Origin of the sequence: Sphingopyxis sp. MC1 (genome assembly GCF_000371385.1) — a bacterium.
GTDB classification, from domain to species: domain Bacteria; phylum Pseudomonadota; class Alphaproteobacteria; order Sphingomonadales; family Sphingomonadaceae; genus Sphingopyxis; species Sphingopyxis terrae.
The window spans coordinates 165,202-180,040 of the sequence record NZ_AOUN01000008.1 but is presented as its reverse complement, the minus strand read 5'-3'; the positions used below and the strand labels follow the sequence as shown (position 1 = coordinate 180,040).

18 protein-coding genes are annotated in these 14,839 nt (G+C 67.3%); 11 read left to right on the top strand and 7 right to left on the bottom strand.

The window, feature by feature from the left end:
* Positions 1-33 precede the first annotated feature (33 nt).
* From EBMC1_RS11890 to EBMC1_RS11870, 5 genes are read left to right on the top strand one after another with little or no spacing between them, the layout of a single operon-like run.
* Positions 34-654 carry an ankyrin repeat domain-containing protein gene (locus EBMC1_RS11890; protein WP_003046841.1) on the top strand — a complete coding sequence of 207 codons (621 nt, stop codon included), beginning with the start codon at positions 34-36 and terminating at the stop codon, positions 652-654.
* Between the two features lie 56 nt (positions 655-710).
* Positions 711-1,988, top strand: a complete 1,278-nt coding sequence (ribB, locus tag EBMC1_RS11885; protein ID WP_003046838.1) for a 3,4-dihydroxy-2-butanone-4-phosphate synthase — start codon at positions 711-713, stop codon at positions 1,986-1,988.
* 11 nt (positions 1,989-1,999) lie between these two features.
* A complete protein-coding gene (locus tag EBMC1_RS11880) occupies positions 2,000-2,521 on the top strand; it encodes a hypothetical protein (RefSeq protein ID WP_003046835.1) in 522 nt (173 codons plus the stop codon).
* 2 nt (positions 2,522-2,523) lie between these two features.
* Entirely contained in the window at positions 2,524-2,949 is a 426-nt protein-coding gene (ribH, locus tag EBMC1_RS11875; RefSeq protein WP_003046833.1) for a 6,7-dimethyl-8-ribityllumazine synthase, read from the top strand.
* Entirely contained in the window at positions 2,942-3,604 is a 663-nt protein-coding gene (locus tag EBMC1_RS11870; RefSeq protein WP_003046831.1) for a hypothetical protein, read from the top strand. Before ribH ends, EBMC1_RS11870 begins: the two co-directional genes overlap by 8 nt.
* A 133-nt stretch (positions 3,605-3,737) precedes the next feature.
* On the opposite strand, the gene EBMC1_RS11865 is transcribed toward EBMC1_RS11870, so the two are convergent.
* Positions 3,738-4,823, bottom strand: a complete 1,086-nt coding sequence (locus EBMC1_RS11865) for an alkene reductase (RefSeq protein ID WP_003046829.1) — start codon at positions 4,821-4,823, stop codon at positions 3,738-3,740.
* 111 nt (positions 4,824-4,934) lie between these two features.
* Between EBMC1_RS11865 and EBMC1_RS11860 the strand changes: the two genes are divergently transcribed.
* From EBMC1_RS11860 to EBMC1_RS11835, 6 genes are all read left to right on the top strand, one after another.
* Positions 4,935-5,867: a DMT family transporter gene (locus tag EBMC1_RS11860; protein WP_003046828.1), complete on the top strand. Its 933-nt coding sequence runs from the start codon at positions 4,935-4,937 to the stop codon at positions 5,865-5,867.
* Positions 5,867-6,553, top strand: a complete 687-nt coding sequence (locus tag EBMC1_RS11855; RefSeq protein ID WP_003046826.1) for a COQ9 family protein — start codon at positions 5,867-5,869, stop codon at positions 6,551-6,553. The genes EBMC1_RS11860 and EBMC1_RS11855 overlap by 1 nt, the downstream gene beginning before the upstream one ends.
* A gap of 62 nt (positions 6,554-6,615) precedes the next feature.
* A complete protein-coding gene (locus EBMC1_RS11850; RefSeq protein ID WP_003046824.1) occupies positions 6,616-6,867 on the top strand; it encodes a FeoA family protein in 252 nt (83 codons plus the stop codon).
* Positions 6,864-8,735 (top strand): ferrous iron transporter B, encoded by a 1,872-nt coding sequence (gene feoB / locus EBMC1_RS11845; protein ID WP_003046822.1) that lies wholly within the window; start codon positions 6,864-6,866, stop codon positions 8,733-8,735. The genes EBMC1_RS11850 and feoB overlap by 4 nt, the downstream gene beginning before the upstream one ends.
* A gap of 31 nt (positions 8,736-8,766) precedes the next feature.
* Positions 8,767-9,312, top strand: a complete 546-nt coding sequence (gene ssb / locus EBMC1_RS11840) for a single-stranded DNA-binding protein (protein ID WP_003046820.1) — start codon at positions 8,767-8,769, stop codon at positions 9,310-9,312.
* Positions 9,313-9,325: 13 nt separating this feature from the next.
* Entirely contained in the window at positions 9,326-9,796 is a 471-nt protein-coding gene (locus EBMC1_RS11835; protein ID WP_003046818.1) for an MmcB family DNA repair protein, read from the top strand.
* 9 nt (positions 9,797-9,805) lie between these two features.
* On the opposite strand, the gene EBMC1_RS11830 is transcribed toward EBMC1_RS11835, so the two are convergent.
* The 6 genes from EBMC1_RS11830 to EBMC1_RS11805 all read right to left on the bottom strand — a co-directional run bounded on the left by EBMC1_RS11830 (position 9,806) and on the right by EBMC1_RS11805 (position 14,816).
* Positions 9,806-10,168, bottom strand: coding sequence for a hypothetical protein (locus EBMC1_RS11830; protein WP_003046816.1), 363 nt, complete (start codon positions 10,166-10,168; stop codon positions 9,806-9,808).
* Positions 10,165-10,791, bottom strand: a complete 627-nt coding sequence (locus EBMC1_RS11825) for a riboflavin synthase (RefSeq protein ID WP_003046813.1) — start codon at positions 10,789-10,791, stop codon at positions 10,165-10,167. Before EBMC1_RS11825 ends, EBMC1_RS11830 begins: the two co-directional genes overlap by 4 nt.
* 8 nt (positions 10,792-10,799) lie before the next feature.
* Complete coding sequence (gene ribD / locus EBMC1_RS11820) at positions 10,800-11,750, bottom strand: bifunctional diaminohydroxyphosphoribosylaminopyrimidine deaminase/5-amino-6-(5-phosphoribosylamino)uracil reductase RibD (protein WP_040590257.1); 951 nt, start codon at positions 11,748-11,750, stop codon at positions 10,800-10,802.
* A 26-nt stretch (positions 11,751-11,776) separates the two neighbouring features.
* Complete coding sequence (locus EBMC1_RS11815) at positions 11,777-12,241, bottom strand: hypothetical protein (protein WP_156001182.1); 465 nt, start codon at positions 12,239-12,241, stop codon at positions 11,777-11,779.
* 276 nt (positions 12,242-12,517) lie between these two features.
* Positions 12,518-12,979: an acyl-CoA thioesterase gene (locus EBMC1_RS11810; protein WP_003046807.1), complete on the bottom strand. Its 462-nt coding sequence runs from the start codon at positions 12,977-12,979 to the stop codon at positions 12,518-12,520.
* 10 nt (positions 12,980-12,989) lie between these two features.
* Positions 12,990-14,816: an aminopeptidase P family protein gene (locus EBMC1_RS11805; protein WP_003046804.1), complete on the bottom strand. Its 1,827-nt coding sequence runs from the start codon at positions 14,814-14,816 to the stop codon at positions 12,990-12,992.
* Positions 14,817-14,839 lie beyond the last annotated feature (23 nt).

Genomic DNA, 14,839 nt, shown 5'->3' with positions numbered 1-14,839 from the left:
CGTGCGACGATCATCGCCAGGGGTCGCCCAATCATGTTTCGACGCGCGGAGCTTCGCCTCGCCTCCTTCCTCCTGCTGATCGCCGCCGCGCTCGGCGCCGGCACCGCGGCGCATGCGCAATTCCGCGGCGGCTACGCCTTTCTGCAGGCCGTGGAGAACCGCGACGGGACGAAGGCGACCGAGGCGCTGAAGGACGATTCGACGCTGGTCAACACGCGCCATCCAGACACCGGCGAAACCGCGCTGATCATCGTCACCAAGCGCCGCGACACGACGTGGCTGCGCTTCCTGATCGGCAAGGGCGCCGACCCCGAAATCGGCGACCGCCAGGGGGTGACGCCGCTGATGCACGCGGCGCTGCTCAACTATCCCGACGGCGCCGAGGAACTGATCGAAGCCGACAAGTCGATCGTCGACATGACCAATCGCCGCGGCGAGACGGCGTTGATACTGGCGGTGCAGGCCAAGAATGCGGCGATGGTCCGGCTGCTGATGCGCCACGGCGCCAATCCCGACAAATCGGATCATATCGCGGGCATGTCGGCGCGCGACTATGCCAAGCGCGACGACCGGACCGGCCAGATGCTGCAATTGCTCGACGCCAAGCCCGATGCCCCGCTGCGCGATCTTGGACCGATCTTCGGACCCAAATAATAGCGCAATGTGATTTCTCTATTGGGAATCACATTATGATGTGATAATTGCGGGGCATGTCTACGCAACTTATCGATCGCATCCGCGCCATCGTCGACGACGGCAGCATGTCCCGCTCGGGGCTTGCACGCGCGGCCGGCCTCCACGCCAACAGCCTGCGCGACATGGAATCGCCGGGCTGGAACCCCACCGCCGAAACGCTGCGCAAGCTCGAGAATTGGCTCGCGCACGGCAGCGACCTGTCGCCGATGGCGACGCCGGAGGAAATCATCGCCGAGGCGCGCAACGGCCGCATGTTCATCCTTGTCGACGACGAGGATCGCGAAAATGAGGGCGATCTGGTCATCCCGGCGCAGATGGCGACCCCCGATGCGGTCAATTTCATGGCGACGCACGGCCGCGGCCTGATCTGCCTGACGCTGACGCGGTCGCGGGTCGAAACGCTGGGCCTCGAACTGATGAGCCGCAACAACGGCACCCGCCACGAAACCGCCTTCACCACCTCGATCGAAGCGCGCGAGGGCGTGACCACCGGCATTTCCGCCGCCGACCGTGCGCGCACGGTGTCGGTCGCGATCGACGCCGCCAAGGGGCGCGACGATATCGTCACGCCCGGGCATGTCTTTCCGCTGATCGCGCGCGACGGCGGCGTGCTGGTGCGCGCCGGCCATACCGAGGCGTCGGTCGACATCGCTCGCCTCGCCGGCCTCAATCCCTCGGGCGTGATCTGCGAGATCATGAACGACGACGGGACGATGGCCCGGCTCGACGACCTGATCCCGTTCGCGCGGCGCCACGGGCTGAAGATCGGCACGATCGCCGACCTGATCGCCTATCGCAGCCGCACCGACCGGCTGGTGGAATGTGTCGCCGACGAACCCTTCGAATCGGATTATGGCGGCGACTGGCGGCTCAAATCCTATCGCAACAAGGTCGACGGCAGCGTCAATCTGGTGCTGCAGAAGGGCGCGGTCGATCCCGATGGCGTGACGCTGGTGCGGATGCACGCCGTGTCGATCTTCGACGATATCATGGGCCGCCCGGGCCCCCGCAAGCGCCGCCTGCAACGCTCGATGGAGGCGATCGGCGCCGAAGGATCGGGGGTCATCGTCATGCTCATGCGCCCGCTCCCCGGCTCGGCCGCCGCCGACGCGGCCCCGCCGCCGACCGGCGGCATGGATCTGCGCACCTACGGCATCGGCGCGCAAATCCTCGTCGACCTCGGCGTTCATGCGATGGAGCTTCTGACGCCTTCGCACAATAATCTCGTCGGGCTCGAAGGCTATGGCCTGTCGGTCGTCGGCGAACGCCCCATTCCCGGAGAGGCGGAATAGAACCGAAATCGATGATCCGGACCGGAGACGATGAGGCCGCTGCGCCCAAATATGCGCATATCGAGCGCGAGCGGCGCTGGCTCGTTGATCCGGATCGTCGTCCCTCGCTCGATGGCTTGCCGCATATTCTGATAGAAGATCTCTATATCGACGAAACCCGGTTGCGGTTGCGGCGGATGACCGATGATAATGGCACCATCACGTGCAAGCTTACCAAGAAATATGAAGCCGCTGACCCGACCGCTCGCGCGATCGTGACCGCCTATTTGACCGAGGGTGAATATTCGATTTTCGCCGGCCTGCCGGGTCGGCGGATTAGCAAGCGACGGTACGCAATCGAATGTGATGGCCGGCGCTTCAGCCTTGATCGCTTCGGCGCGGCCCTTGCTCCGCTCGAACTACTCGAAATCGAATGGCTCGACAGTGCCGGTCTCCATGCTATCGCCGCTCCCGAATGGACGCGGCGCGAGGTAAGTCACGATCCCGCCTATCAGGGTGGCGCGCTTGCGGCCCACGGGCAACCAAAGGAATAATGATGGCACATCTCTTAATCGTCGAAGCGCGTTTCTATGCTCATCTCAACGACATGCTGATCGATGGCGTGCGCAGCGCGCTCGAAGCCGAGGGGCATAGCCACGAGGTCGTGACCGTCCCCGGCGCGCTGGAAGTTCCGGCGGCGATCGCGCTTGCCGATCAGAGCGGCCGCTTTGACGGCTATGTCGCGCTTGGCGTCGTCATCCGCGGCGAAACCTATCATTTCGAAGTGGTGTCGAACGAAAGCGCGCGCGGGATCATGGCACTCACGCTCGACGGCCTTGCTATCGGTAACGGCATCCTGACCGTTGAGGACGAAGAACAGGCGCTTGCGCGCGCCGACAAGACGCGCAAGGATAAGGGCGGCGAGGCGGCGAAGGCCGCGCTCGCGATGCTGGCATTGAAGGATCAGTTCGGCGTTGCTTGATCGCACTCCTCCCGGCCGATATTCCGTCGTCGAACGCGGCGGCCGGCTGGTGGTGATCGACCGCGCGACCGGCGGAACCCCGCCGACCGCGGCACAGCGCATGGCCGAACATGACCGGCGCAGGGGCGTCGAACCCGTCCCGCCGGCACCGCGCGAAGAGACGCCGGAACCCATCAAAGCGCCAGCGACGATTGCCGGCACAGCTCCCGCTGATCGGCTGCGTGAGGCGATTGCTGCGCGCGGCGCCCAGGCCAGGGCGCGCCAGCCCTGGGGCGACACGCCCGCCGCGCCGGCGGCGCGCGAGTCCGTGCCGGCGCGAATCCCGGCGCATGTCCCCGAAGCCGCTCCGACCCCGGCATCGCGGTCCCGTCCGGCGCCGCAACCAGATCGTGGTTCGCGCAAGACGGTGGTCACGTCGAAATGGTGGGATGCAAAGGGGCCGCGGACGATCGAACTCGGCGCCAGCGGGCAATCGACCCTGAGCGGCGGCTTCGTGACGATCTTCGCGATCGGGCTCGCGATCTTCGTCTTCCTGCTGCTCATCATGCCGGTCGCGGCTTTTATCGCGGCTTTTCTGCTGTTCCAGTTCGGCGGCAAGATATTGGCGCCGATCGGCGCGGGGATCGTCGACAAGGCGATCGCGGAGCGAAATTAAAAAATCCTCCCTGCGGCGTAGCCGTGGGGAGGGGGACCACCGAAGGTGGTGGAGGGGCGATAGGTCTCAGCCCCTCCGTCAGCCCTGCGGGCTGCCACCTCCCCATCGCAACGCGACAGCGAGGATCATCAGCTCAGGCGTCAACCAGCGCCGGATAATCGATATAGCCCTCGGGCCCCGGCGAATACCAGCTCTGCGGATTGTCGGCGGCCCAGGCCGCGCCGGTGCGGATGCGTTCGACCAGATCCGGGTTGCCGATGAACGGCCGCCCGAAGCTGATCGCATCGGCAAGGCCGCTCGCCAGATCGGCTTCGGCTTTCGCCACGTCATAATCGCTGTTGAGCACCAGCGGCCCCTTGAACACCTGACGGATCGCCGGCGACTGCTTTGGCACGTCGGTCTTGCCGAAGGTACCGTCGGGGCCGGGCTCGCGCAGTTCGAGGAAAGCGATGCCCAGCGCGTCGAGCGCCGCGGCGGCGGCGGGGAACAGTATTTCGGGCGCGCTGTCGTCGACACCCTGCGTCTCGCCATTGGGCGACAGGCGCACCGCGACGCGATCCTTGCCCCACACGCCGATTAGCGCTTCGGTCACTTCGCGGAGCAGACGGATGCGGTTTTCGACCGGACCGCCATAATCATCGTCGCGCAAATTGGTGCCGTCCCGCAGGAACTGGTCGATCAGATAGCCGTTGGCGCCGTGCAGTTGCACCCCGTCGAACCCGGCGCGCTTCGCATTTTCGGCAGCCGCGACATAGTCGGCAATCACGCGCGGAATCTCGTCGAGGCGCAGCGGGCGCGCTTCTTCGAGCTCGAGCCGCCCGACCGGTGTGTGCGCGCGACCTTCGCCCTTCGTTGCCGAAGCCGACACCGGCTGCTTGCCGTCGTTGAACACCGAATGGACCAGCCGGCCCATGTGCCATAGCTGCGCGACGATGCGGCCGCCCGCGGCATGGACTGCCTCGGTGACGGGCTTCCAGCCTTCGACCTGTGCGTCGGTCCACAGCCCCGGCGCCGACGGCCAGCCGAGCCCTTCCTGCGAAATTCCCGTCGCTTCGGAGATGATCAGCCCGGCCGAGGCGCGCTGGCGATAATATTCAACCGCAAGTTCGTTGGGGACGAAGCCGGGGCCGGCACGGCCGCGCGTCAGCGGCGCCATGAGGATGCGGTTGGGCGCGTCGATCGCGCCAAGCTTGATCGGGTCGAGAAGCGATGCGGGCATAGATTCCACCTTTCACTTTACCGGCGACGGCCCGTGCTGTCGCCGCTATGGCCACCGAAGCTATGGATGCGGCGGCCGCTGCACAATGGTGGGTAGCAAAAGAAAATCTAAATGAGCAACAAGCCAATCAGCCCGCCCACCATTTCGCCGGTCGATCCGGTGGCCAAGCCGGTCGCCGCCACGGTGAACCGCTGGGCCTTTGCCGCGCTTGTCGGCGGCAATCTGGCGCTGTCGCTGACCGCGATGGTGGTGCGCTTCGCCGATACCGGCCCCGTGGCCGCGGCCTTCTGGCGGCTCGCGCTCGCGCTGCCGCTGCTCGCGCTGCTGATGCGGCGCGAAACGGGCGGGCGCCTGCCGCCGCGCGGCGCCCTGACGGTGGCGGCGGGGGCGGGGCTCTTCTTCGCGCTCGATCTTGCCGCCTGGCATCTCGGCATCCTTCAGACCAAGGTCGCCAATGCGACGCTGTTCGGCAACAGCGCCAGCCTGCTCCTCGTGCTGTGGGGGATTGCGGTCGCGCGCACGCTGCCGCGCGGGTGGCAGGCGGTGGCGGTGCTGCTCGCCTTCGCGGGGTCGGCGCTGCTGATGGGGCAAAGCTACGAGGCGTCGGCGGCCTATCTGGTCGGCGATCTGCTCAGCCTGCTCGCGGGGGCGCTCTATACGGGCTATGTGCTGATGATGCAGCGGGTGCGCGGCGACATCGGCCCTTGGTCGGCGCTCGCCATATCCTCCGCGGCGGGCATTCCGGTGCTGCTCGGCACCGCGCTGCTGTTCGGCGAAGCGATTCTGCCGCACAACTGGACGCCGCTGATCGTGCTGGCGCTGATGAGCCAGCTGGTCGGGCAGGGGCTGCTCATCTGGGCACTGCCGCGTTTCTCGCCGCTCGTCGTCGGCCTGACCTTGCTCGTCCAGCCGGTGGTTGCGGCGACCGCGGGGTGGCTGATCTTCGGCGAGACGCTCAGCGTTATGGAATTGTTCGGCGGCGCGATGGTCGCTGCGGCGCTGGTGCTGATTCGGTTGCCGAGCCGCCGCGCGGCGCCTATCTGATGGTCATGGCCCAGCATCCGTCCGCCGCAACCCTGCCCGCCGATCCGACGCTCGACGAGATTCGCGCCGCGCTGGCGCCGTTCGTCGCCGCATCAGCGGCCTTCGACGGCTTCACGACCGCCACGCTCGACGAAGCTGCCGACGCGCTCGGGGTCGACCACGACGTTGCGCGGCTCGCCTTTCCCGGCGGCGCGCGCGACATGGTCGATGCCTGGTTTGCGACGATCGATACCGCGATGGCGGAGCGCTGTCCGGCGGAGGCGCTCGCGACGATGAAGATTCGCGAACGCATCACCCGGCTCGTCGAAACGCGGATCGACCTGCTTGCCGCCAACCGCGAATCGCTGCGCCGCGCGCTGGCCTTGCTCGCGCTGCCGGGCAATGCGCCGCACGCGGCCAAGCTCGGCTGGCGCGCCGCCGACCTGATGTGGCGCCTCGCCGGCGACACCGCGACCGACTATAATCACTACAGCAAGCGCGCGATCCTGACCGGGGTTTACGGATCGACGATGGCGGTATTCCTCAACGACGAGAGCGAGGGTTTCGCCGGAACGCGTGCCTTCCTTGCGCGGCGCATCGACAATGTGATGCGCTTCGAAGCGTGGAAGCACCGCCGCGCTGCGCACCGCATCGAACGGCCCAGCCTCGCGCGCTTCGTGGGGCGGCTGCGCTACCCGGGACGCTGAGGCGGCGGCGCCGGCAAAATTGGGGCTGGCGCTTCGCTGCTGTTATTGATAATCGCTCGCAAATGATCGCGAAGCTCGATTCCTCCCCGCTTGGCATCGCGGTGCGCATCGCGCGCATCGACTGGACGTCGATGTCGCACGACGAAGGGCGCCGGCTGCGCGAATTCGGCTTGCTGGAGGGGAGCGAAGTCACCCCGCTGCATCGCGGCAGCCTGTTCTCGCGCGATCCGCTCGCGCTGACGATCGGGCGGATGAAAGTCATCATCCGCAGCAAGCAGGCCGCCGCCATAGAGGTCGAACCGGCGACGACATGACCGGCCCCGCACCCACGATCGCACTGGTCGGCAATCCGAACGCCGGCAAATCGAGCCTGTTCAACGCGCTGACCGGCGCGCGGCAGAAGATCGCCAATTATCCGGGCGTCACGGTCGAACGCAAATCGGGCCATGCGAGCTTTGCCGACGGCCGCCCGCTCGCGCTGGTCGATCTGCCGGGCAGCTACAGCCTGTCGCCCGCCAGCCCCGACGAGGCGGTGACGCGCGACGTCGTGCTCGGCCGCCAGACGGGCGAGAAGCGCCCCGACGCACTGATCGTCGTCGTCGACGCGGCGAACCTCGACAATCATCTCTGCTTCGCGCTCGAACTGATCGCGCTCGGCCTGCCGACCGTCGTCGCGCTCAACATGCTCGACCTTGCGGAGCGCGACGGGCTGACGCTCGATCCCGACCGGCTCGCCGCCGAACTCGGCGTGCCGGTGGTGCCGACGGTGGCGGTGCGCAAGCGCGGCCTGACCGAATTGCTTGCGGCGGTCGATGGCGCGATCCTCTCGCACGGCCTGTCGGCGACCGGCCAGCCGGCGCCGCCGCCCGGCGACACCGCGCTGCACCAGCGCGCCCGCGCCATCGCGCGCGCCGCGACGCTCGCCGAAACGCCGGTGCGCCGCTGGACGCAGCGCGTCGATGCGGTGGCGCTCCATCCGGTCTTCGGGCTGCTGATCCTGCTCGCGCTGATGTTCGTCATGTTCCAGGCGGTCTATGCCTGGTCCGAAGCACCGATCGCCTGGATCGAGGACGGCATCGCCGCACTGCAGGCGCTGGCGAGCGATCATATGGCCGCAGGCTTCCTGCGCGGACTGGTGGTCGAAGGACTGCTCGCCGGCGTCGGCGCGGTCGTCGTCTTCCTGCCGCAGATCCTGATTCTCTTCCTCTTCATCCTGTTGCTCGAAGCCTCGGGCTATATGACCCGCGCCGCCTTCCTGATGGACGGGATCATGGCAAAGGTCGGCTTGTCGGGACGCGGGTTCATCCCGCTGCTTTCCAGCTTCGCCTGCGCGGTTCCCGGCATCATGGCGACGCGTGCGATTCCCGATGCGAAGGACCGGCTGACGACGATCCTGATCGCGCCGCTGATGACCTGTTCGGCGCGGCTGCCCGTGTACACGCTGATCATCGGCGCCTTCATCCCGAACCGCAGCGTCGGCGGATCGCCCGTTGGCCTGCAGGGACTCGTGCTGTTCGGCCTCTATGTGTCGGGCATCGTCGGCGCGCTGGTCGTCGCCTTCGTGCTGCGGCGGTCGGTGACCAAGGGCAATGCGGCGGGCTTCATGATGGAAATGCCGCGCTATCAATGGCCGCGGCTGCGCGATGTCGGCATCGCGCTGTGGCAGCGCGCGTGGATCTTCCTGCGCCGCGCCGGCACGATCATCGCTGCGACCACCGCGATATTGTGGCTGCTGCTCAGCTATCCGCAGGCGCCAGCGGGCAGCGACGTCCGCCAGGTCGATTACAGCATCGCCGGCCGCATCGCGAGCGGGCTGGAAGTCGTGGTGAAGCCGATCGGTTTCAACCACGACATCGCGCTCGCTCTGATTCCCGCGATGGCGGCGCGTGAGGTGGCCGTCTCGGCGCTCGCAACCGCTAATGCGATCGACGCGGGCGATGACGAGGACGCCGTCGCGCAATCGCTCAGCGAGCGGCTTCAGGGCCGCTGGAGCATCGCGACCGCACTCGCCTTTCTCGCCTGGTTCGTCTTTGCCCCGCAATGTATCTCGACGATCGCGATCACCCGGCGCGAGACCAATGGATGGAGATGGCCGCTCTTCATGGTTGGCTATTTGTTCGCGCTCGCCTATGCCGCGGCAGGTATCACCTACTGGACAGCCGTTGCCTTTGGACTAGGCTGATCCTTCCAACATTCAAGCGGAGCGGAGCGGCATGGCTGGCAGCGTCAACAAAGTTATTCTGATCGGCAATCTGGGCGCCGATCCCGAAATCAAGTCGTTCCAGAACGGCGGCAAGATTGCCAATATCCGCATCGCGACCTCCGAACAGTGGAAGGACCGCATGACCGGCGAGCGCAAGGAGCGCACCGAATGGCACAATGTCGTCATCAACGGCGACGGCCTCGTCGGCGTCGTCGAGCGCTACCTTAAAAAAGGCTCGAAGGTTTATATCGAAGGGTCTTTGCGCACCCGCAAGTGGCAGGACCGTGACGGCAACGACCGCTACACGACCGAAGTCGTGATTGCGGGCATGGGCGGCACGTTGACCATGCTCGACGGTGCGCCTGGCGGCGGCGGTGGCGGCTCGCGCGGCGGCGATAGCTGGTCGCAGGGCGGCGGATCGGGCGGCGGCTGGGATCAGGGTGGCGCCGCGCCCGGCGGCGGCTCGGGCGGTGGCTGGAACCAGGGTGGCGGTGGCGGCTCGGGCGGCGGCCGTCCGCCGTTCGACGACGATCTGGACGACGACGTCCCCTTCTGAGGATTTCTGAGCCATGGCGAGTGACCTGCTGACCGCCGCGGACGTCGCGCGCGGCGTGTGCCGGCTGTTCGCGCAGCAGGGGCTCGTCGCGATCCCCGAGGTGACGCTCCCCAACGGCCGCCGTACCGACCTCACCGCGATCGACGCGAAGGGCCATATCACAATCGTCGAGATCAAGGTCAGCCGCGCCGATCTGCACGGTGACGGCAAATGGCCCGACTATTGCGACTGGTGCGACCGCTTCTATTGGGCGCTCGCGTCGGGCCTCGATCCTGCGATCCTCGAGACCGAGGGCTATCGCCCCGAAACCTCGGGCCTGATCGTCGCCGACCGCTATGGCGCCGCCGTGGTGCGCGAGGCCGCGAGCTGCAACCTCGCGCCCGCGCGGCGCAAGGCCGAACTGCTGCGGATCGGCCGGCTCGCGATGCGCCGTTCGATGATCGCCGCCGATCCCGAAATCGCGGCCGGCTGGGCCGAGCGCTGACGGCCTGTTTCAGGGGCGGTCGAGCGGCTCGGTGCGCTCATATTGGATGCACCAGGCAAACCCGGCGGCGGTAAAGCCGACCCAAAGCAGCGCACCGATCCACATGATGCCGTGCCAATAGGCGGGCAGCGCGATGAACAGCAGCGCCGCCGCGGCCGATGCGATGCCCACCCGCGCATAGCTTTTGGCCGGCCGCTGCAGACGCGTTTCGACATGCTGGATCGCCGCGGCGAGCAACACGAGCGCGAGCGCCATCGCGGGCAGGAACAGGCCGATTGCGTGATGGACGAACTGGATCGCGAACAACAGGATGGCGCAGGTCCAGATCGCGATGCGCAGCCGGACGATCGCCTTGCGGCGCGGGTCGCTCATCCGCGCGTCTGCATCCGCGCCAGATAACGCGCGAGGACGTCGATCTCCAGATTGACCGGACGCCCCACCGCGACTTCGTTCAGCGTCGTCATCTCCTGCGTGTGCGGGATGATGTTCAGCGTGAAATGCGCGGTACCGTCCGGCTGATCGCTGACGTCGTTCACGGTCAGCGATATGCCGTCGAGCGTGATCGATCCCTTGGGCGCAATATGCGGCGCGAGCGATGCCGGTGCCTCGACGGTCAATTTGACGCTGTCGCCGACGGGATCGACCGCGACAATGCGGCCGACCGCATCGACATGGCCCGTCACGATATGTCCGCCCAGTTCATCGCCAACGCGCAGCGCGCGCTCCAGGTTCAGGCGGCGCCCTGCGTCCCACATGCCCGGTGCGGTGCGCGCCAGCGTTTCGCCGCTCGCGTCGATCGCGAACCAGCCGCCGGGACCGTTGCTGCCGTCATCGACGCCCTTGTCGACGACGGTCAGGCACGCGCCCGAACAGGCAATCGAGGCGCCCAGGTCGATCGTGTCGACGTCATAGCCGGTGCCGATGACGAGGCGCGTGTCGCCGCGATCCTCGCGGCTGCGGATGGTGCCGATGTCGGTGATGATGCCGGTAAACATGGGAGCGGTCATTCCTTCCTGATGCGCTCGTAGACGTCGATCCGGTCGCTGCCAAGCATCCGGCTGTCGGCCGGGCGCCAGCGCCCGTGCGCGCCCGCCAGATCGCCGAGGCCGATGTCGCCAAGCGCGCGGCGGCCGGCGCCGATCAGGATCGGCGCGCGATAGAGAAGCAGCCGGTCGACGCGGTCGGCGGCAAGAAAGGCGGCCGCGGCCCCGGCGCCGCCCTCGACGAGCAGCGAATCGATCGGCAGCGCATCCACAGCGTCCGGCGCCGCGAGCGCGGTCCAGCCGTCGGGGGCATCGCCGTGCGTCAGGAGCAGGCGCTGCGGGCTCCGCGACGCAAGTCCGGGCAGGCGGACGTCGAGTGTCGGCGCGTCGGCCGCGAAGGTACCGCGCCCGACCAGGATCGCGCCATGCCGCGCGCGTTCGAGATGCGCGTGCGCGCGGGCAGGGGCGCCGGTGATCCAGCGGCTCGACCCGTCGGCCATCGCGATGCAGCCGTCGAGCGAGGTCGCGAGTTTCAGCGTGACGAACGGCTGGCCGCGCGTCGCGCGTGACCACCAGGGGGCCATCGCCGCCTGCGCTTCGCCGGAAAGCAGGCCGGTCTCGACCGCTATTCCGGCCGCACGCAGCCGGGCGATGCCCTGTCCGTCGGTGCGCGGATCGGGATCCTGCGCGGCGACAACGACGCGTGCGACGCCCGCGGCGATCAGCAGATCGGCGCAGCACGGGCCGCGGGTGCTCGCATGGGCGCAGGGTTCCAGACTGACATAGGCGGTTGCGCCGTGCGCGGCGTCGCCCGCCGCCGCCAGTGCCATCGCTTCGGCGTGCGGCCGGCCCCCCGCCTGCGTCCAGCCGCGCGCGACGACGCGGCCGTCCTTGACGATCAGGCAGCCGACATTGGGGTTGGGGGCGGCCTCGGGGCGCCCGCGCTGCGACAGCGCGATCGCCGCGGCCATCCAGTCGGCGTCGGCGCGCACCGGGGTCAGGGCTTGGTCGCGGGTGCCGCCGCGCCGCGCGCTGCCCGCTCGGCGAGCGTCGAGCGCTTCGGCGGCTCGGGCTTCTTTTCGATGGCGTCGGCTTCCTTGCCCAGCGTCTCGCGCGTCACCTTCTCGGCTTCGCTGGCGTCATACTCGACCCCCATCATGTCGGCGAGCCGCTGGAATTCGGCGCGGCGCTTGGCGTTGGCGCGCGTCGTTTCCTTGGCGCGCGCCACCCAGTCGGCGCGTATCTCCGCTTCGCTGCGGTCGGCCTTCCAGTTTTCGAAATAGATGATCTGCGGCTTGGGCCTTTCATAGGGCACAAGATATTTGGAAAAGCCGTAGAAGATCAGCAGCGGCAGCACGATCGCGAGGCCCCACACCGTCCAGCGGTGCGGGCGCGGTTCGCGGATATAGGCCCAGAAATCCGACAGGCCGCCGCCGACATCCCAATTTTTGAGCATAGACATGGCGCCAATCTAGGCGATGTCGCGCCCATTTGCGAGGGGGGTGCGTGCGGGAGTGGGATTGCATGCTTTGCATGCTATCGATGCCAATGATTGCAATTTTTGCAATGCCGGATGCTTATTTCGCAGTTGCACAATCAATTGTGCAGTGCAATATCACACTTGCCTTTTAGGCATCCTCTCCCAAAAACTTTCAAGGGTCGCCCTCGGGCGGCCCTTTTTTTCGACCTTTTTGGTGGAGAAACGCGAATCGGCGGCGTTCGCCGCGAATCGCCCGGCCTAATCCTGCACCGGCAGACGCGTTTCGAATCGCCGGACTTCGGCGATAAAGCTGCCCGGAAGCGCGGTCGGCTTGCCCGTGTCGAGGTCGAGATGGGCGTAGCTGATCTCGATATCGGTCAGCCGTTCGGCGCCGCGAAATATCGCACAGTGCAGCGTGAAACTCGTCCGCCCGAAGTGGCTGACGCGCGCCGCGATGGTGATCAACTCGTCGAGCCGGGCCGGCGCGTGATAGTCGATTTCGCTATGCACTTCGCGGATATCTGTACCATATTGGTGAAAATAGGGGCCCGGTTGTCCCTCGCCCAGCGCGCGAAAATATTCGGTCACGCCGATGTCGGCGTAGATCAGATAATTGCCGCTGAAGACGATATTCTGGCCGTCGATCTCGTTGAAGCGGACGCGCACATCCTGCTGGACGCGAAAATCGTCGCGCGGGACAGCCCAGTTGGCCTGATCCATGCCGCGTCCCTCAGGCCGCGAGCGCGGCGACGCCGCGATCGATCGGCGCGCAGGCGGCGGCCAGCCATTCGCGGTCGGCCGCGACCATCCCGGGCGACAGCTTCTCCACCACCTCGGCATGATAAGTGTCGAGCCAGCCGGCTTCGGCGGGCGACAGCATCGCCCCGACGATCAGGTTGCGCGCGATCGGCGCGAAGGTGATCGTTTCAAAGCCCAGCATATCCTCCTCGGCCCCCTCGATGCGGACGGGTTCGACCACCACCAGATTCTCGATGCGGATGCCGAAATGGCCGGCCTTGTAATAGCCGGGCTCGTTCGACAGGATCATGCCCGCGTGTAGCGGCTCCTCGGTTCCCGCCTGGCCGCCGGCGGGCTTGGCGATGCGCTGCGGCCCTTCGTGAACCGCCAGATAGGCGCCGACGCCGTGGCCGGTGCCATGCGCGTAATCGACCCCGTCGGCCCACAGATATTGCCGCGCGAGAATGTCGAGCTGGCTGCCGCGCGTTCCCTTGGGAAAGCGCGCGGTTGCGAGCGCGATATGCCCTTTCAGCACCTGCGTGAAGCGGCGGCGCATTTCGGCGCTGGGTTCGCCGATCGCGATGGTGCGCGTGATGTCGGTCGTGCCGTCGGCATATTGCCCGCCCGAATCGACGAGATAGAGCGTGCCCGTCTCGATCGCGCGATTGGTCGTTTCATCGACCTTGTAATGCGGCAGCGCGCCGTTGGGACCGGCGGCCGAGATGGTATCGAAGGACAGATCCTTCAAAACGCCGCTTTCGTCGCGAAAGGCCCGCAATTTCGCCGCCGCGCCGAGTTCGTCGAGCCCGCCCTGCGGCGCGACCTCTTCCATCCATTTGAGGAAGCGCGCGACCGCGACGCCGTCGCGGACGTGCGCGGCGCGGGTGCCGGCAAGCTCGGCGCTGTTCTTGATCGCCTTGGGCAGCACCGCCGGGTCGCGGTGGCGCGCGATCTTTGCGCCCGCACCTTCGAGCGCGGTAAAGATCCCCGCGACCGCGCGGTCGGGATCGACCGCGACACGCTTGCCCGCCAGCGCCGCGAGCGCAGGCTCGAAGGCGGTGCGGTCGTGGATGCGCACGCTGTTGCCGAGATGCGCGCGCACTGCGTCGGTGATCTTTTCGGGCGCAACGAACAGGTCGGCGGTGGCGTCGTCATGGAGCAGAGCAAAGGCAAGCCCGACGGGCGTGTGGCTGACGTCTTCACCGCGGATGTTGAAGGTCCAGGCGATCGAATCGAGCGCGGTCATCACCGTGGTGTCGAGCCCCTGCGCCTTCAGCCAGTCGGCGATCACGCCGCGCTTGTCGGCCGCCGACTGCCCCGCCTGCTCGGTATCATAGACCGCGATCGGCGCGGCGCTCGGCGCGGGCTGGTCGTCCCACACCGCGTCGATGGGGTTGGTGTCGACCGCAATCAGGCTGGCGCCCTTCGCGGTCAGCGCCGCCGCCAGGCCGCGCGCCCAGTCGATGCCGTGCAGCCACGGATCATAGCCGATCTTCTGCCCGGCGCTGACATTGGCGCCCAGCCATTCGGCGACGCTCGACTGCGGCACCCCGATATAGTCGTAAAGCGATCCGTCGACCTGGTCGCGCACCTGCACCGTATAGCGGCCGTCGACGAACACCGCCGCCTTCGCCGGCAGCACCGCGGCGGTTCCGGCCGATCCGCCGAAGCCGGTCAGCCACGCCATGCGCTGCGCATAGGCGCCGACATATTCGCTCATATGCTCGTCGCTGATCGGCACGACAAAGCCGTCGAGGCCGCGGCGCGCGAGTTCGGCGCGCAGGCGGGCGAGGCGATCTGCATGGTCGGGGGTGGACATGCGCTGTTCCTTGTTCCTACATC